14 protein-coding genes are annotated in these 14,806 nt (G+C 66.5%); 7 read left to right on the top strand and 7 right to left on the bottom strand.

The features are described 5' to 3' along the window. The gene (locus ACEN98_RS12925; RefSeq protein WP_413384861.1) at positions 1–645 is read left to right on the top strand and encodes a hypothetical protein; all 645 of its coding nucleotides are present in this window, start codon (positions 1–3) and stop codon (positions 643–645) included. A gap of 2 nt (positions 646–647) precedes the next feature. Here ACEN98_RS12925 and ACEN98_RS12920 read toward each other — a convergent pair whose 3' ends face one another. Together ACEN98_RS12920 and ACEN98_RS12915 are read right to left on the bottom strand one after the other, a co-directional pair. Beyond that, the gene (locus tag ACEN98_RS12920; protein WP_413385983.1) at positions 648–1,619 is read right to left on the bottom strand and encodes a tripartite tricarboxylate transporter substrate binding protein; all 972 of its coding nucleotides are present in this window, start codon (positions 1,617–1,619) and stop codon (positions 648–650) included. A 31-nt stretch (positions 1,620–1,650) separates the two neighbouring features. Next, a complete protein-coding gene (locus ACEN98_RS12915; protein WP_056135874.1) occupies positions 1,651–2,994 on the bottom strand; it encodes a 2-hydroxycarboxylate transporter family protein in 1,344 nt (447 codons plus the stop codon). A gap of 149 nt (positions 2,995–3,143) precedes the next feature. On the opposite strand from ACEN98_RS12915, the gene ACEN98_RS12910 reads away from it, so the two are divergent. Further along, a complete protein-coding gene (locus tag ACEN98_RS12910; protein WP_160407451.1) occupies positions 3,144–3,839 on the top strand; it encodes a trimeric intracellular cation channel family protein in 696 nt (231 codons plus the stop codon). 31 nt (positions 3,840–3,870) lie between these two features. Here ACEN98_RS12910 and ACEN98_RS12905 read toward each other — a convergent pair whose 3' ends face one another. Continuing rightward, entirely contained in the window at positions 3,871–4,284 is a 414-nt protein-coding gene (locus ACEN98_RS12905; RefSeq protein WP_413384858.1) for a T6SS amidase immunity protein Tai4 family protein, read from the bottom strand. A 234-nt stretch (positions 4,285–4,518) separates the two neighbouring features. Here ACEN98_RS12905 and ACEN98_RS12900 point away from each other — a divergent pair, with 234 nt between their 5' ends. Continuing rightward, positions 4,519–5,124 carry a TonB family protein gene (locus tag ACEN98_RS12900; protein WP_413384855.1) on the top strand — a complete coding sequence of 202 codons (606 nt, stop codon included), beginning with the start codon at positions 4,519–4,521 and terminating at the stop codon, positions 5,122–5,124. Positions 5,125–5,131: 7 nt separating this feature from the next. On the opposite strand, the gene ACEN98_RS12895 is transcribed toward ACEN98_RS12900, so the two are convergent. The 3 genes from ACEN98_RS12895 to ACEN98_RS12885 form a co-directional block, all read right to left on the bottom strand. Then, positions 5,132–5,689 carry a dihydrofolate reductase family protein gene (locus tag ACEN98_RS12895; protein ID WP_413384853.1) on the bottom strand — a complete coding sequence of 186 codons (558 nt, stop codon included), beginning with the start codon at positions 5,687–5,689 and terminating at the stop codon, positions 5,132–5,134. A gap of 15 nt (positions 5,690–5,704) precedes the next feature. Then, complete coding sequence (locus tag ACEN98_RS12890) at positions 5,705–5,908, bottom strand: hypothetical protein (RefSeq protein WP_413343141.1); 204 nt, start codon at positions 5,906–5,908, stop codon at positions 5,705–5,707. A gap of 115 nt (positions 5,909–6,023) precedes the next feature. After that, positions 6,024–7,133, bottom strand: a complete 1,110-nt coding sequence (locus tag ACEN98_RS12885) for a glycoside hydrolase family 43 protein (RefSeq protein WP_413384851.1) — start codon at positions 7,131–7,133, stop codon at positions 6,024–6,026. A gap of 101 nt (positions 7,134–7,234) precedes the next feature. Here ACEN98_RS12885 and ACEN98_RS12880 point away from each other — a divergent pair, with 101 nt between their 5' ends. Next, complete coding sequence (locus ACEN98_RS12880; protein WP_413384849.1) at positions 7,235–7,798, top strand: hypothetical protein; 564 nt, start codon at positions 7,235–7,237, stop codon at positions 7,796–7,798. A 65-nt stretch (positions 7,799–7,863) separates the two neighbouring features. Then, positions 7,864–9,747, top strand: a complete 1,884-nt coding sequence (locus tag ACEN98_RS12875; protein ID WP_413384847.1) for a glycoside hydrolase family 97 catalytic domain-containing protein — start codon at positions 7,864–7,866, stop codon at positions 9,745–9,747. On the opposite strand, the gene ilvB is transcribed toward ACEN98_RS12875, so the two are convergent. After that, positions 9,744–11,456: a biosynthetic-type acetolactate synthase large subunit gene (ilvB, locus tag ACEN98_RS12870; protein ID WP_413384845.1), complete on the bottom strand. Its 1,713-nt coding sequence runs from the start codon at positions 11,454–11,456 to the stop codon at positions 9,744–9,746. The two genes, ACEN98_RS12875 and ilvB, sit on opposite strands and share 4 nt — an antisense overlap. A gap of 85 nt (positions 11,457–11,541) precedes the next feature. On the opposite strand from ilvB, the gene ACEN98_RS12865 reads away from it, so the two are divergent. Then, positions 11,542–12,015 carry an Lrp/AsnC family transcriptional regulator gene (locus ACEN98_RS12865; protein ID WP_413384843.1) on the top strand — a complete coding sequence of 158 codons (474 nt, stop codon included), beginning with the start codon at positions 11,542–11,544 and terminating at the stop codon, positions 12,013–12,015. 142 nt (positions 12,016–12,157) lie between these two features. After that, positions 12,158–14,743 (top strand): bifunctional aconitate hydratase 2/2-methylisocitrate dehydratase, encoded by a 2,586-nt coding sequence (locus ACEN98_RS12860; protein WP_413384841.1) that lies wholly within the window; start codon positions 12,158–12,160, stop codon positions 14,741–14,743. Positions 14,744–14,806 lie beyond the last annotated feature (63 nt).

The raw sequence follows: 14,806 nt of genomic DNA, 5'->3' as shown, positions 1-14,806 counted from the left end.
ATGAACGACCTGTTGACCCGCCGCCGCCTCGCGGCCCTGCTGTGCGCCTGGCTACTTACCGCCTGTTCCGACAAACACGATGTCCCCGCACCTGCCGCACCGCCACCCGCGACCGCACCGGCCGTCGCGCCGTCCGCCGCAGCACCGGCACCGGCACCGGCAGCCGCGGCCGCATCCGCGCCCATCGAACACGCGCAACACGCGGAACTCGTCTGCGACGACCGCAAGATCGTGCTGGACGCCACGTGCAGCAACATGTACGGCCCCGAACTGATGGCCTGCACGCGCCAGTCGCTGACGTTCCTGGACAGCGCCGCCGGCCGGGAAGCCGGAAAGCGCGACTTCGCGGCCGCGAAAGGCGAAGGCGACGACCCGCCCGTGATAGAGGAAAAGGTCGGCGCCCTCACCTGCACGCGCACCGCGTCCGGCGAGCGCTACGTCGTCGCCGACATGTTCAACGGCGGCAATTGCGAACAATGCGAGTGGCACGACGTGTACGACTGGCAGGGCAAGCTGGTGGGTTCGGACCGCGATCGCGCGAAAACGGACAAGCGCGTGGCGGATATCGTGTCCGCGGCGGCGGTCGCGGGCCAGGCCTTCGGCCACGGCGAACTAAAAGACTTTTATGCCGAAGGCAAGCAATAAGGCTAGCGCTCGCGCACCAGATTGAACTGCCGGGCCTGGCGCTTGTAGTCGGCCACGGCCTGGTGGATGTAGCGGGTCAGTGCATCGCCCGTCAACGCGAGCGGATACAGACCGATCTGCGCGCGCATCTGCGCGAACTCGGGCGCCGACTCGATGCGGTCGAAGGCCTGCACCCAGCGGCGGTAATCCGCATCGGACACGTCCGGCCCCATCAGGATGCCGCGGATCAGCGGCCACACGATATCGTAGCCCTGCTCGCGCGCCGTGGGCACGCCCGCCATCGCGCCCGTGAGGCGTTTATCGGACAACACGGCCAGCACGCGCACCTTGCCGGACGCCGTGTACAACGCCGTCTCCGACACGTCGCTCGACACGACCTGCACATAGCCCGCCTGCATCGCGACGAACTCCTCGCCGCCCCCTTCCAGCGCGACGAAGCGCAGCTGGCGCGGGTCGAGGCCGGCCTGGCGGGCCAGCAGCGCCATCTTCATCCAGTCCTGGCTGCCGATCGTGCCCGACATGCCGATCACGATCTTCTCGGGGTCGCGCCGCAGGACGTCCACCAGGTCGCGCAGCGAACGGTACGGCGAATCGGCCGGCACGGCGATGACGCCATAGTCGACGCCGAGTGCCGCCACCCAGCGCACGTCATCCGGACTGGCCTTGCCGAACTTGCCCTGCGCGAGGTTCAGCAGCGACCCGCCGGAAAACGCGACGAGCGTGTCCGGCTCGGCGCGCCGCTGCGACACCACCGTGTGCCACGCCACGGCGCCGATTCCGCCCGGCAGGTAGCTCAGCTTCAGCCGGGGCGCGCCGGGCTTGGCTTGCAGCGCCTTCTGGGCGAGCTTGCAGGTCAGGTCCATCGCCCCGCCCGGCTTGGACGGGACGAGGCATTCGGCGGCCGGTTGTGCCGCTCCGGCGGGCAGCGCGGCCAGCAGCGGCAAGGACAACAGGATCGTGCGCAGGGACGTCATGACGCTCATGATACTCGCGTTGGCGTCCGCTTCAATGCAGTTGCGACATTGCCAACAAGGTCAGCGTGACCGTGATCGCGCCGCCGATGCGGGTGGCGATCTGGGCGAACGGCATCAGCTGCATGCGCTCGGCCGCCGTCAGGATCGCGACGTCGCCCGTGCCGCCCTGGCCGCTGTGGCAGGCGTTGATGATCGCGGTCTCGATCGGGTACATGTTCATGCGGCGGCCGACGAAGAAGCCGGTGGCGATCAGGCTGGCGACGGTCGAGACGATGACCGTCAGGTTGACCACGTTGAACGCGGAGACGAGCTTGTCCCACGGCGTCATCGACGCGCCGATCGCGAACAGCAGCGGGTACGTCACGGCCGTCGAAAAGAATTTGTAGACGATGTAGGAACTCTGCTGCAGCTGCGGCGACACGAGGCGCGACAGCTTGAACATCACGGCCACGAACAGCATCGCGACCGGGGCCGGGAAATCGAACAGGCGGAAGCACATCATGCCGACCATGTACAGCGAGATCGAGGTGATGCCCGCGGCGGCGATGTTGGCGATGTCGAACTGGCCCGGCAGGCTTTCCGCCTGCGGCGCGATGGCTTCCTCGCCCGGCTGCAGGCGGCCCTGGCCGGTCAGGTGCGGGCGCTTCTTGCCCAGCGAATTCAGCATGCCGGACAGCAGGATCGCCGTCAGGCTGCCCAGCATCACGGGCGGCAGGACTTCCGCGAAGATATGGCCCTGCTCCTGGCCGAGGATGCCCGCATAGCCGATCGACAGCGGGATCGCGCCTTCGCCGACACCGCCCGCCATGATCGGCGCGACGAGGTAGAAGAACGTGTGGTACGGGCCCAGGCCCAGCAGCGTGCCGACCGCAGTGCCGACCGCGCCCGCCACGACGGACCCGATGGCCAGCGGCACGAAGATCTTCAGGAAGCCCTTGATCAGGACGTTGCGGTCCATGCTCAGGATGCTGCCGACGATGATCGACGAGATGAACAGGTACAGGAAGTTGGTGGACTTGGTGAAGTCGACGACGTTCTTCAGCACGGGCGCCGGCAGCAGCTTGCTGAAGGCGAGATACGACGGGATGAACGTCGCGAAGATGGCGGCGGCGCCGATGTTGCGGAAATACGGGAGGCGCTTGCCCAGCTCGGCGCAGGAAAAGCCGCCGACGGTAAGGATGGCGATCGACACGCAGATATCGTTCGGCACCTTGCCGGTCGCGACGAAGCCGCCGATCAGCGCCAGCAGCAGCACGTAGACCGGCAGCGGCACGATGCCGATGCGGGTGCGCGCGATGGTGCGGACGATCCGCGGAATGGAGGTGCCGGCCGCCTGCTGTTCTGCGTTCGCCGGAGTGTAGGTTGTCGTGTTCATGTGTGCTCCTCTTTCTTGTCAAGGCCAGATATCGGAACCGTTGATACGGCCGATCAGCCTGGTGAATGGAGCCCACTATATCGACGCAACCCTTCAATTACCTTTCAGCGGCATAATGGCGGGTTTTCGCCGTCCTTGACGAGGTTTTCGTGTTTTCTCCCGTATCGCTCGACGTCAGCGCCGCCATCAAGACCCTCGTGCTCACGCTCGACCTGCTGGGTACGTTCGTGTTCGCCCTGAGCGGCGCCGTGGCCGGCGTGCGCCGCCGGCTCGACCTGTTCGGCGTGCTGGTGCTGTCGTTCGTCGCCGCCAACTCGGGCGGCATCGTGCGCGACGTCCTCATCGGCGCGACGCCGCCATCGGCGATCCGCGACTGGCGCTACCTGGCCGTCTCGCTGCTCGCGGGCGTGCTGATCTTTTTCTGGTATCCGCGCATCAAGCGCCTGCAGAGCCCCGTGCTGATCTTCGACGCGGCCGGCCTCGCCCTGTTCTGCGTGGCCGGCGCCCAGAAGGCCCTCGTGTTCGGCCTGGACCCCGTGATGGCCGCGCTGCTCGGCATGCTGACGGGCGTCGGCGGCGGCGTCGCGCGCGACGTGCTGCTGTCCGAGATTCCGGCCGTGCTGCGCTCCGACATCTACGCCGTCGCCGCCCTGGCCGGTGCCGCCGTGATGGTGACGGGCGACGCGCTGGGCGTGCCGGGCACCGCGAGCGCCTGCGCCGGCGCCGCGCTGTGCTTCGGCCTGCGCCTCGCCGCCATCAAGCTGGACTGGCACCTGCCCGTCGCGCATGCGTCGCTGAAGGCGGCGGAGGATGCGGCCAAGGCGGAGGGGCGGAACGAGCGGTAAGGCTGGCCGGCTTTGCACCGGCCGCAGGGTATTAACGTTCTCTGGACGGCTTGGCCAGCCTGGCGGCCAGGCCGTTCAACTCGCGGCTATGAAACAAGTCGATGCACTTCATGGTATTGAATCCTCCTTCGACCGAGCCGCTGTAGCGGCGCGCCGCATAATTCTCCGCCAGCGCACGCAAGGCGGCATACGCCTCCGGCGTTTGATGGCCGAACTCCATGTACGCGCTGGCGGTGGCGTTGGCGTCCGCGCGCAGCACCGGGTCGGTCGCTACGATTGCCAGGCACGTGCTCAAGGCCCAGTTTTTCAACAAGTCCTGTTGTGAGTAATTGGCCGTCATCGGAGCGCCGTCCCGGGCCGGACCGGTTTTCCGCGCCGCTGCGTGCGCACCGGGCGCACAGGCGAGCAGCGCACCGACCACGACGGCCGCGAACGCCGGCTTCATTCAAGCACGCACAGCGAAGCAGTCAATTGTCATAATTTCTCCGTAAGACAATTCTGTTTAGTGACAATACTGCCGACTCGCCAGGGTTCCGTGAGCCGGACGATAGTCTCATTAAATCGTAAATTCTAGCTAACTTTTTTCGGATGGATTGTTACTTCATGCGGCAAGGATCGCTGCTTGCAATCTCAGCAACTTTGCAAATACACTAGTTGTCCGACAACTTTCCGCCCGATCATGAAAACCGACTTCAAGAAGCGACTTGCCGTTCTCGGATTTGCCGCGCTTGCCGGCTGCGCAACGCAACCGGCAGCCGTTCCCCCAGCCCTGGCTGACGCGCTCGCGCACAAGGGCGTCGGCCCCGTGGACAACTTCAACTACGTGGATGAGCATGGCAAGCCGATGACCGAGCGCGACTTCGTGGCGCAGGTCAAGCAGTCACACCAGTTTGCGGTCACCAGGGCGCACGACGACCGCGAGCGGGACGTGACCTTGCGCTTGCGTCCGGTTGGCTACGATCCCGGCCAGGCAGGCAGCGCGCTGCCGTCGGCATCGCTGAATCCGGCCGAGCTGCCCGCCATGATCGATTTCAAGACGTGCCCGAGGCCAGCCTATCCGCCGGACGAGGTGCGGGCGAAGCACACGGGCCTGGTCAAGCTGAACTTCCTGATCGGCGCCGACGGGGCCATCCGGAAAGCGGAGATCGGCACGTCGTCGGGCTACCCCGCATTGGACCAGGCCGCGCTGGCCGCCCTCTCCCGCTGCAGCTTTACGCCGGGCACGTCGGCCGGCGCGCCGGTGGAAAAGGTGTCCATCGTGCAGTACAAGTGGAGCATCGAATGACGCCGGGTCAGCCCGCGCGCCGGTAGTGCATGGCGACCGCGCCGTTGCGCAGCGGCGTCGCGGAGAGCAGTTCGAGCCGGCGCGTGGCCGGCAATCCGCTGTCGTACAGCGTCGGACCGTGGCCGGCGATCCTGGGATGGACGAGGAACCGGTATTCGTCGATCAGGTCCAGCCGTTCCAGCGCGGCCGCGAGCTTGCCGCTGCCGAGGAGCACGCCGTTCGGGGTTGCGTCCTTGAGCTGCTGCACGCTCGAACGCAGGTCGGCCGTGACATGGTGGCTGTTCGTCCAGGGGAAGTCGGACCGGGTCGAGGACACCACGTACTTCGGTTTGACCTCCAGCTTGTCCGCCCATGCGCGCAGCGCCGGCGGCGCGTCGACGGCGCCGCGCGCGACCGCCGGCCAGTAGGCCTCCATCATCTCGTAAGTGACCCGGCCCCACAGCATCGCCCCGGCCTCGTCCATGAGGTCGGTGAAAAAGGCATGCGTCTCGTCGTCGGCGATGCCTTCGCGGTGGTCGACGCAGCCGTCCAGGGTCAGGTTGATACTGAAGGTCAAAAGTCCCATCGTGTCCTCAGTTCGCTAGCGGGCATTACGTAGTTTATGAAGTTCGACCGGGAGCGTGACGAGAAGTCCGGCTGCGATTGATGAAAGCAGGACGAGGAAAAGCATTAGCGGAGAAACCGAATGCTCACGCCAGTACTGGAAGACCGCGCTTACGGTGAGAATCGCCACCACGAGCAACCAGTTCTTCTTCAACACGTTGAAAATTGCAACCTTGAGCATCTTTCCTCCTTAACTAACGAGCTAACGGCAGCTTCTGGCCGAACCCGGCCGTTCGTAAGGCCCAGTGTACGGCCCGTATTGCTCTCCCGGCAAGTCCGTTTTTTGGTCGACGTACTTATTCCCCCGGCCCGTCGCAGGGCAGCTTGTCCATGTCCGCCAGCGTCCACTGGTCGCGCCACCGCACGACCGGCTTGCCGCCCTCCCACTCGATGGGCAGCCACACGTAGCGCCCGTCGATCGCATCCTCCTTGCGCCAGACGTCCAGCATCAGGATATGCCGCGTGCAGCCATTGCGCTGCAGTGTCAGCGCATAGGTCGACTGGCCGCCGAACGTGATCTTCTGCTGCTCCGGCGTGCCGCGCACCGGATTGCCCAGCGCCCGCCACGGGCCCGATATCGCGTCCGCCACGTAAGACTTGGCCGCGTTCGGCGCCCAGCCCGTCAGGCCCGACGTCACGAGGTAATACTTGCCGCCGTGCTTGAAGACGGCCGGCGCCTCGTCGTCGCCGTTCTGCTTCACGCGCGCATACTGCCCCGCCGAACGCAGGTAGTCGTCCGTCAGGCGCGATACGTGCATCGTGTGATTTTCCTCCGATGCGTAGAACTGCCAGGCCTTGCCGTCGTCGTCCACGAACAGGGTCATGTCGCGCGCCATCTGCCCGCCCGCGTGGTCGCGCGCGAGGAAGGACGTGGCGGGGTCCTTGTCCTCGGGCTTGACGTCGACGGGCCACGCGCCGGCGTCCGGCCGGAACGAGCCTTGATACACGTACGGCCCCGTCACCTTGTCCGCGACGGCCACGCCGGAGCGCGCCGCGTCGTAGCGCTTGCCCTTCAGCTCCAGGTGGAACCACATCACGAACTTGCCCGTCTTCGAATTGAAGATCACCTTGGGCCGCTCGATGATCGCGCCCTTGACGATGTCGCTCGCCGGGTCGTTGCTGACCGCGAGCGCGATGCCTTCGTCCTTCCAGTCGGTCAGGTTGCGCGAGCTGTACACGTGCACGCCGACCTGGGCGACGTTGCCCGCCGTGCCGGACACTTTGTGCTCGCCGAACCAGTAATACACGCCGTCGTGTTCCAGGATCCCGCCGCCGTGCGCGTTGATGTGCACGCCCTTGTCATCCGGCCACAGCGCGCCGGGCCGGAACACGCCGTCCGCCTGTGCCGCCGTCGCCGCGCCCAGCAGCGCTGCCGCCGCCAGGAAAAACTTCATCTTGTGCTTCATACGTTCGTCTCCGTGAGTGGACGTGCAATGTTATCGATATCTCCGCCTTTTGTCGCGGACTTTTCATTACACTGGCCGTCGCGATCGATGAAAGGAATACAATGAGACCGGTGCCGGCCCTGCTTGCCGTATTCAGTGCGACGTCCTGCTACGCCCAGCCGGCACCTGCGCAAGAGCAGCTCGGTTTCTGGATGGACGCCGGCGACCACGGTATCGTACAGTGCACGCTCGCAACGATGCCGGTCGGGGGCGACATCCGCCAATTCCTGCGTCTGACCCTCGGCGTGGGCGTCGACCCAAAAAAGTTCGAACTGGTCGGCAAGGTCAGGCTGCGCGAGGACGCCCCGCCGGCCCGCCCCCACCTGCTGGAAATCGGCGCGGGCGCGCAGACGGCACTCAGCGTCGCGCTACACCCGGACAAGGCTGACCGTGCGTCCGCGCAGATCCCCGCCCCGGCCATGATGGACGTGTTGCGGACGTTCCTGCGCCAGCGCACGCTGTGGATGCGCATCGACGGCGCCGCCGCGCGGACGGTCGCCGTCGCCGGCAAGGAGGCGGACCTGGCGTCCTGCGTCGCTACCCTCGAACGCGACCTGGCCGACGAACGTGCCGCGCGCGCCCGCGGCGATGTCAGCGACGCCTTCCCCAGCCTGCAGAGCGATTAGGCACCGATTGCATCCGGCAGCGGATATCTGCTACCATGTGATCGATAACAAATATAGGAGACCTCATGCGCCAATTTTTCGCCGCCGTGTGGCTGTGCGCCGCCGCCGTGCACGCCAGCGCCGCGGACATGATCGAACGCGTCGCCTCGCCGGACGGCCACATCGTGCTCGAACTGGCACAGAAACTGGACGCCGCCGGCAAGCGCGCCCTGTCCTACAACGTGCGCTACGACGGCGAGACCGTCATCCGCGACTCGCTGCTGGAACTGCGCCTCGACAACCACCTGTCCGAGAACGCGATGGCCCTGCCCGTCGACCATCACGCGCGCTGGTTCGAGAACCTGCGCGTGACGGGCGTGCACCGCGCGCGCCACGACAGCACGTGGACGCCCGTCACGGGCGAGCGCACGCACATCCGCGACCAGTACGAAGCCCTCACCGTCGACTTGGTCAAGGACGACAACCCGACCTATAAACTGTCCGTCGAAGTGCGTGCTTACGATGCCGGCGTGGCGCTGCGCTTCGCGTTCCCCGAGAACGAAAAAGGCACGTACTACCGCATCATCGGCGAGGACACGGAATTCGCGCTGCCCGCCGGCACGCGCGCTTGGTTCCACGGCTGGGCCCAGGGTCCGTACCAGCTGATGCCGCTGCGCGACTGGCCGGACCAGGCCGAGCGCCCGCTCACGCTGCAACTGCCGAACGGCCTGTCCGTCGCCCTGCTCGAAGGCCAGATGGTCGATTACGCGCGCACCAAGTTCAAGCTGAGCCCCGACAAGCCGGACACCATCGTGACGGCCATGCACGACCCGGCCGACCTGGTCTCGCCGTTCGCCACGCCCTGGCGCGGCATCATGATCGCGCGCCGTCCCGGCCAGCTGATCGAAAACAACGACTTCATCCTGAACCTGAACGCGCCGTCGCGCATCGCCGACACCTCGTGGATCAAGCCGGGCAAGATCATGCGCGTGATGTCGCTGACGACGAAGGACGCGAAGGCCAACATCGACTTCGCCGCGCGCCACAAGCTGCAATACGTCCTGTTCGACTTCAAGTGGTACGGCAACGCGTTCTCGTTCGACGCCGACGCGACGAAGGTGGCGATTCCCGACTTCGACCTCCCGGGCATCATCGCCTACGCGAAAAGCAAGGGCATCGGCGTGTGGCTGTACGTGAACCAGCAGGGCCTGATGGCGCAGGGCGACACGCTGTTCCAGACCTACCGCGACTGGGGCGTCGCAGGTGTGAAATTCGGCTTCGTGCAGGTCGGTTCGCATCGCTGGACGACGTGGCTCGAAAAGACGATCCAGCAGGCGGCCGCCGCCAACATCATGGTCAACATCCACGACGACTGGCGCCCCACCGGCGAGCAGCGCACCTGGCCCAACCTCCTGACGGCGGAAGGCATCCGCGGCAACGAGGAAATGCCGGACGCCACGCACAACACGGTGTTGCCGTTCGTGCGCTACCTCGCCGGCGCGGCCGACTACACGATCTGCTACTACGACCCGCGCATCCGGACGACGCACGCCCACCAGCTGGCCCTGGCGGTCGTCTATTACAGCCCGCTGCAGACGCTGTACTGGTACGACACGCCGGACCGCTCGCACGACGAGCCGGAACTCGCGTTCTGGGACCGCATCCCGACCACGTGGGACGAGACGCGCGTGCTGGACGGCGCGCCGGGCCGCGACGTGACGATCGCACGGCGCAAGGGCGACGAGTGGTTCGTCGGCAGCATCACGAACAACGACGCGCGCCGCATCCCGCTGCGCTTCGACTTCCTCCCGAAGGGCAAGCGCTACGAAGCGACGATCTATGCGGACGACCCGGCCGCGCCGACGCGCACGAAAGTCGGCATCCGCACGCGCACGGTGGACGCGGCCACCGTGCTGCAGCTGGACCTGCCCGCTTCCGGCGGCCAGGCGCTGTGGCTGCGCCCTCTCTAGGCCTCGTACCAGCGGTCCTTCGCCAGCAGGATCTCGTGATGCCCCCGCCCCGCGGGGATCATCGGGAAGCAGTTCTCGGCCTGCTCGACCCGCACGTCGAGCAGGTACGGGCCCTCCGAATCCATGCACGCCGCCACGGCGGCATCGAGTTCGGCCGGGTCCTCGACGCGGCGCGCCTGCCAGCCGAAGGCGCGCGCCAGCGCCACGAAGTCCGGCAGCGCTTCCGAATAACTGTGGCTGTAGCGCCCTTCGTAATGCAGCTCCTGCCACTGCCGCACCATGCCCATGCAGCCGTTGTTCGACAGGACCAGTTTCACGGGACACCGGTGCTGCACCGCCGTCGCCAGTTCCTGGATGTTCATCAGCACGGACGCGTCGCCCGAGATGCACACGACGAGATCGTCCGGATGCGCGACCTGGGCGCCGATCGCCGCCGGCAGGCCATAACCCATCGTGCCCGCACCGCCCGACGTGAGCCAGCGCCGCGGACGCTCGAAACCGAGATACTGCGCGGCCCACATCTGGTGCTGGCCCACGTCGGTCGACACGATCGCGCCGCGCCGCGCCACGTGATCCGCCAGCGCGCGCATCAGCCGTTGCGGCAGGATGCCCGCGGCGGCCGCCGGCACGTCGAGGCAGCGCGCCGCGCGCCATGACGCGATCCTGTCCCACCACGCCGCGGTGGGCGCGGGGTCGGCACCGTCCAGCATCCGGAGCAGGCCGACGAGGATCTCGGCGCAGTCGCCCGCCAGGCCGACGTCCGTGCGCACGACCTTGCCGATCGACGCGGGATCGACGTCGATGTGGACGATGCGCGCCTCCGGACAGAAATGCGCCAGCTCGCCCGTGACGCGGTCGTCGAAGCGCGCGCCCACGCACACGACGAGATCCGCCTCGTGCATCGCGAGGTTCGCTTCCAGCGTGCCGTGCATGCCCAGCATGCCGAGCCAGCGCGGGTCCGACGCGGGAAACGCGCCCAGCCCCATCAGCGTCAGGGTGCACGGCGCATCCTTCCGGCGCACGAGACGGGCGAATGCGGTGCAGGCGGCGTCGCCCGCGTTGATGAGGCCTCCGCCGCCGTAGAACACGGGCCGGCGCGCGTGCCGGATCAGGTGCGCGGCCTGTCCGAGCGCGGCTTGCGGCACGCTTGACGGGACCGCGGCGGCGGACGAACCGGACGGCGCGGCCGCCACCTCGGCCGCCTGGATATCCTTCGGCACGTCGACCAGCACGGGCCCCGGCCGGCCGCCCAGGGCCGTCGCGACGGCGGTCCGGATCGTGGCCGCGACGGCCGCGGCGTCGCGCACCTGCGTATTCCATTTCGTGACCGTGCGCGTGATGCCGAGCGCGTCGCACTCCTGGAATGCGTTGGTGCCGATCGCACCGGTGGCGACCTGGCCGCTGACGCACAGCACGGGAACCGAATCGCTCAGCGCGTCGAGCAGGCCGGACGTCGTGTTCGCGACACCGGGGCCGGACGTCACGAAGACGACGCCGAGCCGCCCGGTCGAACGCGCATACCCCTGGGCAGCATGGACGGCCGCCTGTTCATGACGGACGAGGATGTGGCGGATGCGCCGGTCGAGGGCGAGCGCGTCGTACAGTGGCAGCACGGCGCCGCCGGGATAGCCGAACACGGTGTCGACGCCGCAGTCCACCAGCGTGTCGACCAGTACGCGGGCGGCGGTCAGGAGAGGAAGTGTTTTCATCCCTGAATTTTATCGACCTTAGCGCGGAAAGTGCTTCATGGTTTTCGCTATAATCTCACCCTATCCTGAAAATTTTTCACCCATCATGGACGATCAGAGAAAAATCTACGACGCTGCCGATCTGCGGATCCTGGCCATCCTGCTGAAGGACTCGCGCACGCCGCTGCAGGAGATCAGCAGCGCCGTGAACCTGTCGACGACGTCGTGCTGGAACCGCATCAAGCGGATGACGGACAGCGGCCTGCTGGAGGCGTACACGGTGAAGGTCGACCTGGCGAGCCTCGGCTACCACGACACGGTGATCGTCCAGGTGACGCTGGACAGCCACAGCGAGGAGACGCTGTACAAATTCGGCCAGGCGCTCGAATCGATCCCGGAAGTGCTGGAAGCCGCGCTGATCTCGGGCGACTACGATTACTTCATCCGCATCGCCGTGAAGGACACGCGCGACTACGAACGGCTGCTGCGCGAGCGCATTTACAACATCCCGGGCATCCGCCACAGCAAGTCCAGCTTCGTGCTGCGCACGCTGAAAAAGGTCGATACGCCCCTCACCTGACGGTCCGACGCCACACTTCCGGGCAGCTTTCACGGTTAACCGAGTTGCGTCTTATGTCTTATAGAAGACTTGAGATACAATATCGGCAGTACCGGGCCAGCAACCGCTGTCCTGATTTTCAAAACGACTGAAAGAGCTTCCCATGTTAGCCGCATACCGCACCCATGTCGCCGAACGCGCCGCCCTCGGCGTGCCCCCGCTGCCCCTGTCCGCAGCCCAGACCACGGACCTGGTCGAACTCCTGAAGAATCCGCCGGCTGGCGAAGAAGACTTCCTGGTCGACCTGGTCACGAACCGCGTCCCGGCGGGCGTGGACGACGCGGCCAAGGTCAAGGCCGCGTTCCTGAACAAGATCGCCCGCGGCGAGGAAACCAGCCCGCTGATCTCGCGCGAACTGGCGACGCGCCTGCTGGGCACGATGCTCGGCGGCTTCAACATCAAGCCGATGATCGACCTGCTGGACGACGCCGTCGTCGGCAAGGTCGCCGCAGAGGGCCTGAAAAAGACCCTGCTGATGTTCGACTACTTCCACGACGTCAAGGAACTGGCCGACAAGGGCAGCGCCAACGCCAAGGAAGTGATCCAGTCGTGGGCCGACGCCGAATGGTTCACGTCGCGTCCGGCCGTCCCGGAAAGCATGACCCTCACCGTCTTCAAGGTGTCCGGCGAGACCAACACCGACGACCTGTCGCCGGCTCCGGACGCGACCACCCGCCCGGACATCCCGCTGCACGCGCTGGCCATGCTGAAGAACCCGCGTCCGGGCATCAATCCGGAAGAGCCGGGCAAGATCGGCCCGATCAAGCAGATCGAGGCACTGAAGGCCAAGGGCCACCTGGTCGCCTACGTGGGCGACGTGGTCGGCACGGGCTCCTCGCGTAAATCCGCCACCAACTCGGTGCTGTGGTTCACGGGCGAAGACATCCCGTTCATCCCGAACAAGCGCTTCGGCGGCGTGTGCCTCGGCACCAAGATCGCCCCGATCTTCTACAACACGATGGAAGACGCCGGCGCCCTGCCGATCGAAGTCGACGTGTCGAACATGGAAATGGGCGACGTCATCGAACTGCGTCCGTACGACGGCAAGGCCCTGAAGAACGGCGAGACGATCGCCGAGTTCAAGGTCAAGTCCGACGTGCTGTTCGACGAAGTGCGCGCCGGCGGCCGTATTCCGCTGATCATCGGCCGCGGCCTCACCGCCAAGGCGCGCGAAGCGCTGGGCCTCGCGCCGTCGACGCTGTTCCGCCTGCCGCAGAATCCGATCGATTCCGGCCGCGGCTTCTCGCTGGCGCAGAAGATGGTCGGCCGCGCGTGCGGCCTGCCGGAAGGCCAGGGCATCCGCCCGGGCACGTACTGCGAACCGAAGATGACCACCGTCGGCTCCCAGGACACCACCGGCCCGATGACCCGCGACGAGCTGAAGGACCTGGCCTGCCTGGGCTTCTCGGCCGACCTCGTGATGCAATCGTTCTGCCACACGGCCGCGTATCCGAAGCTGGTCGACGTCAAGATGCACAAGGAACTGCCGACGTTCATCGAGAACCGCGGCGGCGTGGCGCTGCGTCCGGGCGACGGCGTGATCCACTCGTGGCTGAACCGCCTGCTGCTGCCGGACACCGTCGGCACCGGCGGCGACTCGCACACCCGCTTCCCGATCGGTATCTCGTTCCCGGCCGGCTCGGGCCTGGTCGCCTTCGCGGCCGCCACCGGCGTCATGCCGCTGGACATGCCGGAATCGGTGCTGGTCCGCTTCAAGGGCGAGATGAAGCCGGGCGTCACGCTGCGTGACCTCGTCAACGCGATCCCGCTGTACGCGATCCAGCAAGGCCTGCTGACCGTCGACAAGAAGGGCAAGAAGAACATCTTCTCCGGCCGCATCCTGGAAATCGAAGGCCTGCCGAACCTGAAGGTCGAACAGGCGTTCGAACTGTCCGACGCGTCGGCAGAGCGCTCGGCCGCCGGCTGCACGGTCCACCTGGACAAGGCACCGATCATCGAGTACATGACCTCGAACATCACGCTGATGAAGTGGATGATCGCGAACGGCTACCTGGACCGCCGCACGCTGGAGCGCCGCATCAAGGCGATGGAAGCCTGGCTCGCGAAGCCGGACCTGCTGGCACCGGACGCGGATGCCGAGTACGCCGCCGTCATCGAGATCGACCTGGCCGACATCCATGAACCGATCGTCGCCTGCCCGAACGACCCGGACGACGTCAAGACGCTGTCCGACGTCGCCGGCGACAAGATCGACGACGTGTTCGTCGGCTCGTGCATGACCAACATCGGCCACTTCCGCGCCGCCTCGAAACTCCTGGAAGGCAAGACCGACATCCCGGTCCGCCTGTGGGTCGCCCCGCCGACCAAGATGGACCAGCAGGTGCTGACGGCCGAAGGCCACTACGGCACCTTGGGCCGCACCGGCGCGCGCATGGAAATGCCGGGCTGCTCGCTGTGCATGGGTAACCAGGCGCAGATCCGCAAGGGTGCGACCGTGATGTCGACGTCGACGCGCAACTTCCCGAACCGCCTCGGCATCGACACCCGCGTGTACCTGGGTTCGGCCGAACTGGCCGCGGTCTGCTCCACGCTGGGCAAGATCCCGACCCGCGAAGAGTACATGGCGCATATCGGCGTGATCAACGAGAACGCCGACCAGATCTACCGCTACATGAACTTCGACCAGATCAGCGAGTTCCGCGACGTGGCGGATACCGTCGCCGTCTGAGCCTGACGTTTCAAGCCCTCGGGGGCCGGGTCCTGTAACATACGGGGCCCGGCCCTTTTTCCT

It is taken from the genome of Massilia sp. CT11-137 (assembly GCF_047302885.1).
In the GTDB taxonomy this organism is placed as follows: domain Bacteria; phylum Pseudomonadota; class Gammaproteobacteria; order Burkholderiales; family Burkholderiaceae_D; genus Telluria; species Telluria orientalis.
This window is presented reverse-complemented; position numbering and strand designations above follow the sequence as displayed.

Excerpts from the sequence above, each read along its gene's own strand:
- ACEN98_RS12925 (WP_413384861.1), top strand. The coding sequence starts at position 1 with ATGAACGACCTGTTGACCCGCCGCCGCCTCGCGGCCCTGCTGTGCGCC.
- ACEN98_RS12920 (WP_413385983.1), bottom strand. The coding sequence starts at position 1,619 with ATGACGTCCCTGCGCACGATCCTGTTGTCCTTGCCGCTGCTGGCCGCG.
- ACEN98_RS12915 (WP_056135874.1), bottom strand. The coding sequence starts at position 2,994 with ATGAACACGACAACCTACACTCCGGCGAACGCAGAACAGCAGGCGGCC.
- ACEN98_RS12905 (WP_413384858.1), bottom strand. The coding sequence starts at position 4,284 with ATGAAGCCGGCGTTCGCGGCCGTCGTGGTCGGTGCGCTGCTCGCCTGT.
- ACEN98_RS12900 (WP_413384855.1), top strand. The coding sequence starts at position 4,519 with ATGAAAACCGACTTCAAGAAGCGACTTGCCGTTCTCGGATTTGCCGCG.
- ACEN98_RS12895 (WP_413384853.1), bottom strand. The coding sequence starts at position 5,689 with ATGGGACTTTTGACCTTCAGTATCAACCTGACCCTGGACGGCTGCGTC.
- ACEN98_RS12890 (WP_413343141.1), bottom strand. The coding sequence starts at position 5,908 with ATGCTCAAGGTTGCAATTTTCAACGTGTTGAAGAAGAACTGGTTGCTC.
- ACEN98_RS12885 (WP_413384851.1), bottom strand. The coding sequence starts at position 7,133 with ATGAAGCACAAGATGAAGTTTTTCCTGGCGGCGGCAGCGCTGCTGGGC.
- ACEN98_RS12880 (WP_413384849.1), top strand. The coding sequence starts at position 7,235 with ATGAGACCGGTGCCGGCCCTGCTTGCCGTATTCAGTGCGACGTCCTGC.
- ACEN98_RS12875 (WP_413384847.1), top strand. The coding sequence starts at position 7,864 with ATGCGCCAATTTTTCGCCGCCGTGTGGCTGTGCGCCGCCGCCGTGCAC.
- ilvB (WP_413384845.1), bottom strand. The coding sequence starts at position 11,456 with ATGAAAACACTTCCTCTCCTGACCGCCGCCCGCGTACTGGTCGACACG.
- ACEN98_RS12865 (WP_413384843.1), top strand. The coding sequence starts at position 11,542 with ATGGACGATCAGAGAAAAATCTACGACGCTGCCGATCTGCGGATCCTG.
- ACEN98_RS12860 (WP_413384841.1), top strand. The coding sequence starts at position 12,158 with ATGTTAGCCGCATACCGCACCCATGTCGCCGAACGCGCCGCCCTCGGC.